The 8924-nt window shown below is 56.8% G+C and carries 7 protein-coding genes; 1 reads left to right on the top strand and 6 read right to left on the bottom strand.

Annotated features, from left to right (window positions below):
• The 6 genes from VN887_08370 to VN887_08345 all read right to left on the bottom strand — a co-directional run.
• A partial coding sequence (locus tag VN887_08370) for a response regulator (GenBank protein ID HXT40023.1) occupies nucleotides 1-847 on the bottom strand: 847 nt, incomplete at its 3' end.
• Nucleotides 813-1982, bottom strand: a complete 1170-nt coding sequence (locus VN887_08365) for an outer membrane protein transport protein (protein ID HXT40022.1) — start codon at nucleotides 1980-1982, stop codon at nucleotides 813-815. The genes VN887_08365 and VN887_08370, both read right to left, overlap by 35 nt.
• Nucleotides 1983-2124: 142 nt before the next feature.
• Nucleotides 2125-4128, bottom strand: coding sequence for an ATP-binding protein (locus tag VN887_08360; GenBank protein HXT40021.1), 2004 nt, complete (start codon nucleotides 4126-4128; stop codon nucleotides 2125-2127).
• Nucleotides 4125-6362 carry an ATP-binding protein gene (locus VN887_08355; protein HXT40020.1) on the bottom strand — a complete coding sequence of 746 codons (2238 nt, stop codon included), beginning with the start codon at nucleotides 6360-6362 and terminating at the stop codon, nucleotides 4125-4127. The genes VN887_08360 and VN887_08355 overlap by 4 nt, the downstream gene beginning before the upstream one ends.
• A gap of 1 nt (nucleotide 6363) precedes the next feature.
• Nucleotides 6364-7629, bottom strand: coding sequence for a beta-ketoacyl-[acyl-carrier-protein] synthase family protein (locus tag VN887_08350; GenBank protein ID HXT40019.1), 1266 nt, complete (start codon nucleotides 7627-7629; stop codon nucleotides 6364-6366).
• On the bottom strand, nucleotides 7626-8201 hold the full coding sequence (locus VN887_08345) for an isoprenylcysteine carboxylmethyltransferase family protein (GenBank protein HXT40018.1): 576 nt from the start codon (nucleotides 8199-8201) through the stop codon (nucleotides 7626-7628). The genes VN887_08350 and VN887_08345 overlap by 4 nt, the downstream gene beginning before the upstream one ends.
• Nucleotides 8202-8669: 468 nt before the next feature.
• Here VN887_08345 and VN887_08340 point away from each other — a divergent pair.
• The coding region (locus VN887_08340) for a hypothetical protein (GenBank protein HXT40017.1) at nucleotides 8670-8924 on the top strand (255 nt) is incomplete at its 3' end.

The following is an 8924-nucleotide window of genomic DNA, read 5'->3' as shown; positions in this document are numbered from 1 at the left end:
CAAGCGGCCGGATGACCAGTTCGTTTTTTTGTGCGCTGGGATGGACTTTCAGGAGTTCGCCCAGATCCGCCAGGATCTGGTTGGTGCCGATGGGCGCCTTGTCCGTTGAGCGTTTGCGAAGAAAACTGAGATAGCGCTGGGAAATCTCTATGCAATTGTTGACCTGGCGGGTGATGCGCGCCAGCCGGTCCTTGACGAGGTCGAGACTGCCCGGATCCAGGGCGGTGGCATTGCTGATGTGCTGGTTGATGATTTCAATGAAGCCCGAGATGATGGTCAGCGGTCCGTTGATGTCGTGAATGACGCTGGCGTAGATTTCGCCCTTGGTGCGGACGATTTCCTCCTGCAATTTCTGGTTGTGGAGTTCCTCCTGGAGTTCGACCAGCTTTCGATTGTTGGCGTGAATTTCCTCCGAGAGTGTGTGCCGTTCCATCGCGTTCGCAATGGCCGCGCGCATGGTGGAGATGTCAAACGGCTTGGTCAGATAGTCGCACGCCCCCAGCTTCAGGGCCTGACGGGCCGTCTCGATTGTCTCGTAGGCCGTCAGCATGATGATTTCAATGGTTGAGTCGATTTCCTTGAGTTTTCCCAGCAACTCCACCCCGGACATGCCCGACATCCGAATGTCGAGCACGGCGGCATCCACCGAATGCTGCTTCACGAGATCAAGCGCCTTGGTCCCGTTGTCCGCGAGCAGGATGTTGTAATCATCCTTGAAAACGATGCGCAGCGACTGGCGCGGCCCTTCCTCGTCGTCCACGATCAACAGGGTCCGCTTGCGCGGGCTGTTGAGTGACGGCGATGAGGCCGGCCTAGAATGCGTATCCGAGGGAGACAGTAATGGCATGGCTGATAAACTCGTAGCGGCCGTCGGCAAGTCCGCCGAATGTTCCACGTATGTCGCGAGGGGGGCCATAAGCGAGCTGGTACGCTGCGTCCCAACTCAAGCGCTTGTACTTCATCCCGGCGCCAAGGCTGAAAATATGGCGGTCCGAATCGGGCACCGCCGGGCTGAAGCTGGATTCCGGGACGGAATTCTCACTGTAGATGTATCCACCGCTCAGGCGGAACCCGTTGTCAAACTGGTAAGTCGCCCCGAATTCATAGAAGAAACTCGACTGCCAATTGAAAGGAATGCTGGTGCCGAGAACGTTGGCCTTCAGGTTGACCGTGTCCAAGGCATCCCAGTCGGTCCAGTCAACGTTGACTTCGAAATTCCAATTGGTCGTGGGACGAAACGACCAACCGACAACGACATTGTGAGGAAAACGAAAGCTGGCGGTGGCTTCTTCGCGAAAATTGGGAATCTGCGCGTGGCCAGAAAAGTTCATCGTTGTCGAACTGCGATAACTCACGCCGAATGAATGCATGGGATGCGGTTGCCACAACAGCCCGATGTTGTAACCGACATCGGTGTCATCCCCCTTGAACTTGAATTCGCCCGGCGCAAAGCCAAGGCCGCGCTTTAGTTCGGCCTGGGAATAGTTGATCGTCACGCCGGCAGCCACTGACAAAGTGGGAAGAATTTTCACGGCAGCAACCGGGTTGGCGGTAAAATACATGATCCTCCCCTCGGTAGCCAATGCGTTGAACGGACCGTTCACCGGCCATTCCAAACCCAGACCGTAAGGGCTATACACTCCCAACCCGAATGAAAGCGGCAGTTTTTCCATCGAATAAGTGTAATAAAGATGAGGCACTGCCTGAATTTCATCCTTGGTATCCACCTCGGTGCCGGAAGGAGAGGTGTAATGCGAATTCAAATAAATGGCGTAAAGGCTGTAGCTCGCGTTCTGCCCTTCCAACTGAGTGATGCCCGCAGGATTGTAGTAAATCGCGGAAGGATTATCCGCTGTGGCCGCAAATGCGTTGCCACGGGCCGTGGCAAAAGGATCCTGGTCGGCAATGCGAATGCCCAACGCCAAAAGGCGCGCAGGCAAAAGGGCGACGATCAGGAAAAAAAACGAGTGACGTAGTCTCATCCTAAAAACTCGCTTTCTGAATCGTGACCGTTTGTCGTTGGTTTGTTCACTATGAGCCGGAAGCGTTTTCGCAAGAAACGGTTAAAGTTACAAGGACGAATTGTGGGCGTACTGGCGGCGGGCCGGCCAACGCCAATTCAGTCTACGCCTGCGGCAACGAGATGCGGACCATCCCCGATTTGTCCGCGTCTTTCGGGGCGATTTCAACACGACCATGGTGTGTCTCTATGATCTTCCGCGTCACGGCGAGACCCAGCCCCAGGCCGACGTTGCGCGTCGAGAAAAACGGTTCCGCCGCGCGCGTGACAGCCTCCTCGGTGAAACCCGGACCGGCATCGCGCACTTCAATGCGGACCCACCGCCCGCTGGCGTCGGAGTCCATACCCGTGCGGACGTGGACCGGTGAATTCGGCGGATTGGCCTGGAGCGCATTGAGCATCACCTCGGAGAGCGCCTGTTTGAGACCCGCGCGGTCTCCGGCAACCATCGGAGCCTGGCCGCCACTGTCATAAACAAGGTTCGCGGGCTTGGGCGAGGCATACTTTTGGGCCTCGAGGAAAGCGTCTTCGATCAACTTGGCGACGGGCACCGCTTCGCTCCGGACCACTTTGTCGCGCGCGAGAAAGAGCATCTGATTGGAAAGGCGGGAGATGCGCTGCACCGCGTCACCCATGGATGAACCGAGCGAAGCGCGGAACTCTGGGTCGTCGTAGTTCTTGGGCAACAATTGCTGATGAGTCGAAAGCGGCACCAGCGAGTTGCCGATCTCGTGCGCGAGGTGTTCGGCGATGGTCTTGACCAGACGCAGATTTGAGGCCTCGATCTCAAGCTGTTGCGATCGCTCACTCTGTGTGAAGTCCTCAATCATCAAGAGGACCGCGTTGACGGTGATCGAATTCTTCCGCTTGAACGGGGTGATCATCACCCGGTAAGTCGTGTCCAGGTCTCCTTGGAAACGATATTTGAACGGCGGGACCGCTTCGCCCGATTGCAAGGACTCAAACACGCGACTGCCGATCGACTGCGGCAGATCACCGAACTCGATCGCCGCGCCGCGCCGCGCCGGCCTGCCGAAATAATCCCGCGCCGCCTGGTTCGCGTGGAGAATCGTCAATTCGCGCGCGACGACGAGGCATCCACTTCCGGATTGGTTCAAGATGTCGGCCATCATCTCGTGGTTGGCGAGCAACTGGTCGTACAGCCAGCTGTTCTTGATGGCCAGGCCGAGTTCCTCCAGCAAATGAAAGATGAGCGCCAGTTCCTCATTGACGAACGGTTCGCCGGTCAGCCGGCCGTCAAACACAGCCACGCCAACGAGTGACTCCCGATCCAGGATGGGAATCGCCACCTGCCCGCCCAGCAGTTCAAATTCCTTCTGGATTTCGCGGTCGTTGCGCGCTCCCTCGCTGTTGCTCTGTAGAATCCGCCCTTTGCGGTGAACGTAGCCTCCGATGCCCGCTTCAAGGGACAACTCAAAATGCTCCAGCAACCCCGGAGGTAATCCCAGTGCGCACACGGACCGGAGGCGGCGGTCCTCCTGGCTGCCGCGAACAACACTGAACACACCCATGGGCCGGCGCAGGAAAATCACCGCCCGGTTTACTCCGATAATCTCACGCAACAACAGGAGAAACTGCTTCAACAACGCTTCCGAGCACAGGCTGTGGGTAAGAATGCCCGAAAAATCCCGCAACACTTCGAGAGTGCGGACGGGCCCACGAATGGATTCGAGCGCCCTTGGCTCGGCCGCAGGCGCCAGGGCGGTCAGAAACTCGGTCGAAGTGCCTTCATTCCTCCAGATCTTGTCGAGCACGGTGTTCAGCAGGCGCGCCCGGATCGGTTTCGACAGCACGTGTTCGACTCCCAGCAGGTAAGCCTCCTCCTCCCACTCCCACTGTGTCGCCGCGGCGTAAACGATGATCGGGCAATTTGGCATTGCCCGTCGCAATTCCTCGATGGCGCGGAGAGGCCGTATGTTCGTCAGGTCGGCGTCAATGATGCAGCCGTCTATGGTGCCCTGGCGTAACAGTGGTTCCGCCTCCCACGCCTCGGACTGCCCCACGACGCGGTAGCGCTCCGGGTCGAGCACCGCCCGGGCGGCGGCTGCCAGACCGGATTCTTTTGCGAGCACCAACAACGTCTTCATGAACGATTCAATGCCACCGCCGCCGCCGCGGGCCGGATTGCCGGGCGGCTCGGAAGGTCCACCTGAACAGTTGTCCCTTTTTTTTCCTCGCTGGCAATATTTAGATTCCCGCCGTGCAAATGAACGATCTGCCGGCAGATGGCCAGACCCAGTCCAAACCCCCGGGTTTCATCGCCGCGATCCTTGGTGGTGAAGTAGGGCGTGAACACGCGTTTCAGATTCTCGCGTTTGATCCCTTCGCCTTCGTCGATGATCCGGACGCGCAGCCAGTCACGGTTCGACTCGGTGCGGGCCAGGCGTTGGAGCTCGATCCGTATGGTGGATTTTACCGGTGAAGCGTCGATCGCGTTGGACAGTATGTTGGCGATCAATCGCTGAATCAGGATGGAATCCATTTCAACAACGATATTCTCCGGGGTATTGACGGAGACTTCCACCTCCTTGCGCCTCCAGGCCGGCTCCGCAGTGGCCACTGCCTTTTGGATGACCAAGTCGAGCCGACCCGGTTCCAGTCGAGGAGTATGGTTTTGCGAGAAGAAGAGCGCCTCGCGGATATAAGACTGCATGGTGGTGACGTTGCGCAACGTAACCGGGAGTAATTCGTCTCTTTTGCCCGAGTCCAGCAGCCCGTCCCGCAGCAGCTGCAGCAATGTCGAAACCGGTGTGAGCAGATTGTTAAGGTCGTGCGCCATGCCGCGCGACATCCGTCCAATCAGTTCCAGTTCTTCCGCGACGAGAATGCGTTTCTTGAGACGTATTTGGTTGAGGACGAGACTCAGGTTCCGCACCAGTTCAGTCAGCAGCCGCAGGTCGTGCGCGGTGTACAATTCATCGCTAACTTTCGGGCCGATCAACACCAGCCCGAACAATTCTTCGTCGAACAAAAGCGGAAAACAGAACTCGGGATCAAACTGGTTGAGCTGTTTCCGGGCCGCGCGTTCGATTTCGGTCTCGCCGGGAATGGAGTAAGCAGCGTTGAACCCCAGGAAATCGGCTTTTTTCTTCTGAAAATACTGAAATACCGGCGAATCGGCATGCACGTTGCCCAGCTCAGTCGTCTGTTGTTCCGGGTAGGCACGAAAAAACGAAAACTGGCGGGTGCTCTCGTTCAGCAGGATTATGCTATAACTCCGGACCTTGACGGTGCTCACGAGCAAATCGTGGAGGTCATCAATCAACAGCGTGGCGTCCGTGTACGCATGGATGGACTGTATAAAGCCCTGGACTTTGTCATGGTATTCGAATCTGTCGCCGAGAAGTTTTCGCTCCAGCAAATCGTCTCCCCGCCCAAACAACCGCGGAAAGTAAATGGAGGCCGAGATCATGGAAATCAGGAACACAATGAGCGCAACGGCGAGCGAAGGGAGGTTGAACACACCGGTCACTTTCGCGGCGATGAGCAGGAGAAAAAGCGAGATCAAAAAAACAAACAACAGGCGGACCAGGTTGGCGGCAATTTTTCCGAGCGTGACGCGGATGTCCAACAACTGGTGCTGAAGCACGCTGTAACCGACGATCAATCCGTAGAAGATCGCGGCCATGCTCCCGAACGGATAAACCTCCCTGCCGACCAGCGGGTAGTGATAAATCTTGATGATCGGCAGGATGTCGTTGAATCCAAAGACGGCGAGCGAGCCGGCGGCAACGATCAGACCGGTCAGCCGCTTGCGATGGAGGGGAGTCAACGTCCTGCGTTTCTTGAACAAAATGAAAACCGAGGCATGGAGCTGGACAAAGAGGGCGCTATAGGCCCAAAAACCGTAGCCTGCCTGGGAATAATACGCGTAGGTGAGCTTCGTAACACCCGTTATGAAAAAGCCCTTCCCATCTTTGAAATGAAATAACACATCCGACAGATTGCTCAACGCGAGCACGACATGGCACGTATAGAGAAAGTAGATGTATTTGCCGACCGGTATCTGGGCGATCAACAAAGAAAGATGAAACAAAAGGACCGGGATGAAAATAACTCCAAACTGGAGAAACCGCGCCCAAAATAATGCGTGGCCCTCGTTGGTTTCGACGAAGAGGAAGTATGTTCCCAGGTTCCAGACGGCTATACAAATTCCCAAAAGAGAATAAACGCGTATCGCCGTCGCCCGATAACTTCGACTCAAAACGAACAGAGCAAGTAAAAAATTCAGAACCGATCCAGCCAGCGGGATCAGAGCCTCAATACTCCTGTCCCCGCCGGACGTTGATGCGGCTGCGAATAAAGGATAAAGCGCCTGCATTCTACTTCGAGTCCGTATAACGGCCCAAAACCAGACAGGAGTTTTTGCCACCGAAACCGCTGCTCAAGTTCATCGCAATCCGTATCGGGTACGGACGTGACCTGCCGCGCACGTAGTCAAGATCACATTCCTCCGCGGGCTCGTTAAAGTTCAAGGTCAGCGGTATCTCCTGGTGATGCACGGCCAGCACACAAACGATGGTTTCAAGCGCTCCGGCGGCTCCCATCAAATGCCCGGTGACGGGTTTCGTGGAACTTACCGCCAGCTTCCACGCATGTGGTCCGAATAAACGTTTGATGGCCCTTGTTTCAACCAGGTCATTGGCTTCGGTGGCGGTTCCATGCGCGTTGATGTAGTCCACTTCTGTCACGTCAAGACGCGCCCGTCTTAACGCCTTTTCCATCGCGCGACGGACGCCGATCCCCTCGGGGTGCGGCGCCACCGGGTGGTAGGCTTCACAACTCCGACCGTGCGCCAGCAATTCGGCATAAATTGTCGCGCCCCTCGCCAAAGCAAACGACAGTTCTTCCAAGACCATGAACGCGGCGCCTTCACCCAGCACGATCCCGTCTCGCGTCCGGTCAAACGGCCGCATTGCGTGTTGCGGATCGTCGTTGCGGCGGGTCATCACCTTGCTCAGGCAAAGGCCGCCCCAGACGTGGCGCATGATGGGAGCTTCCGCCCCTCCGGCCATCATCACGTCAACTTCATCGTTCTCGATCATGCTGATTGCGTAGCCGATGGCGTCATTGCCTGAAGCGCTGCCGGAACTGCACGAGATGGCGTGACCTTTGATGCCCAGTTCATGGGCGATTTCGCCGCACCCGGCCCCGCAATAGCCGTTAATCAACGCGAACGGGTTGACTCCTCGATAGCCCTTTTTCAGATACGCCTCTTCGGTCTTATGAGCCGCCTCATTGCTGCTGACGGAAGTCCCCTCGACCACTCCGGTCCGGTCAGGATCGAATTTGGAAAAATCGATTTTCGAATGCTCCATGGCCAGACGCGCGGCAGACACACTGTACTGCAATGACCGATCCAGCCGCCGGGCTGTCTTTGGATCCATGTAGCGACTCGCGTCCAGGCCGTTGACTTCTGCCGCAATGCGCGTCGGAGCACCGGTCGTGTCGAATCTTGTGACCGGAGCCGCGGCACTGATCCCGCCCCGGATCGCATTCCAAAACGTGGAAAGATCCTTCCCGTTGGCGGCGATCACTCCCATGCCAGTGACGACGACCCGGCGTTTTTGGAAGTCGTCGGATCTCATTTTGCCTGGGGCAGTTTGTAAGGAAATAGCGCGGGCGTGTTCATCTGGTAGTTCTTGTACGCGTCTCCGAGTTTTGCCGCCAACGCCGTTTCCTCCGTCCTGATCCGGAATATCAAAGTCGGCACGAAAATGATCGCCACCAGTGCAGTCGTGTACGCTGCGTTCATGATCAGACCAAAGCCGAGCAGTTCCAGAATCATCGAAAAATAGGTCGGGTGCCGCACCCACCGGAACGGACCGCTTTGGACGAATTGATGATTCTCACGGATTTCAACATGCAAACTCCAGAACTTGCCCAGCGCCGCGATGGCTCGCCGCCGAATCGCAACAGACGACACCGCGCACAGCCAGCCAGCAGCAAAAGTCCACCAGTTTAGCTTCAGATGACGGGCGAAAAACTCAACCAACGACCCGAACACCATCAACGTACCTGCAAGCATGAACAACCGCAACGTGAGCCGCTCACGGACCGGACCTCGGATCGTATCACGTTTCGTGCCCAGCTCCGCCATGCGGGCCAGATAGATGGCGCCTATCGACGCGACCGGAAGAATCACCGGGATTGAATTCATGATTCGGATGAATGGGTTTGTTGGTTCATCAGTTCGACTTGGCACCGCCTGCACACAATGCTTAGCGCCGCGCAGATTTGACAGCCACCAGCAATGGTGGTCACTCTAGCCATCTCAATCCATTTATCAACCCAATTCATTTCTCGCGATCAAGCCGCGTCGTCAAGATTGCAGTGGTTGCCTGAGTTGGATTCGCGCGTATTGTTCAACAAAAGCCTGCCCCGAAAAGTGGACATTTCCCGGCACCAAACGCCTCAACAAAAAACACGCGTCTGATACGCGCCGAACTGGAAACGCAACCCGTGCCGCGCCGCAACCTGGGAGCCCTCCCATCAGGGTCTCGCTTCAGTTCCGCGCCGACCGGCCCGGGCTGACAAACGCCCCGCAAATCGAACCACCCCTTATCGCTTCTCGCGTTCCGTGGTTCACGTTTACTCATTCGCACCCTTGTCGTAGCATTTCGTCGACGTGGCTCAGCTGAAAAAAATCCTGGTTGTCAGTGACATTCATTACGCAAGCGGAATGGAAAGTCAGCGTCGCGGCCATGAGGCGCGCGTCATACCGAATCCCCTGCTCCGCCAGGCCGTCAGCGCTTACCGCCGGTATGTCTGGCTGCGCGATCCGTTCGCGCATAATCACCTGCTCGATAATTTTCTGGCGCAAGCCGGATCGCCTGACATGGTGGTCGCCAACGGCGATTATTCCTGCGACACTGAATTCGTT

The organism is Candidatus Angelobacter sp., from assembly GCA_035607015.1.
Lineage (GTDB): Bacteria > Verrucomicrobiota > Verrucomicrobiia > Limisphaerales > AV2 > AV2.
This window is presented reverse-complemented; position numbering and strand designations above follow the sequence as displayed.

What these genes read in the sequence shown, in the direction of transcription:
- VN887_08345 (HXT40018.1), bottom strand. Translation starts at nt 8,201, where the DNA reads ATGAATTCAATCCCGGTGATTCTTCCGGTCGCGTCGATAGGCGCCATC.
- VN887_08355 (HXT40020.1), bottom strand. Translation starts at nt 6,362, where the DNA reads ATGCAGGCGCTTTATCCTTTATTCGCAGCCGCATCAACGTCCGGCGGG.
- VN887_08360 (HXT40021.1), bottom strand. Translation starts at nt 4,128, where the DNA reads ATGAAGACGTTGTTGGTGCTCGCAAAAGAATCCGGTCTGGCAGCCGCC.
- VN887_08350 (HXT40019.1), bottom strand. Translation starts at nt 7,629, where the DNA reads ATGAGATCCGACGACTTCCAAAAACGCCGGGTCGTCGTCACTGGCATG.
- VN887_08365 (HXT40022.1), bottom strand. Translation starts at nt 1,982, where the DNA reads ATGAGACTACGTCACTCGTTTTTTTTCCTGATCGTCGCCCTTTTGCCT.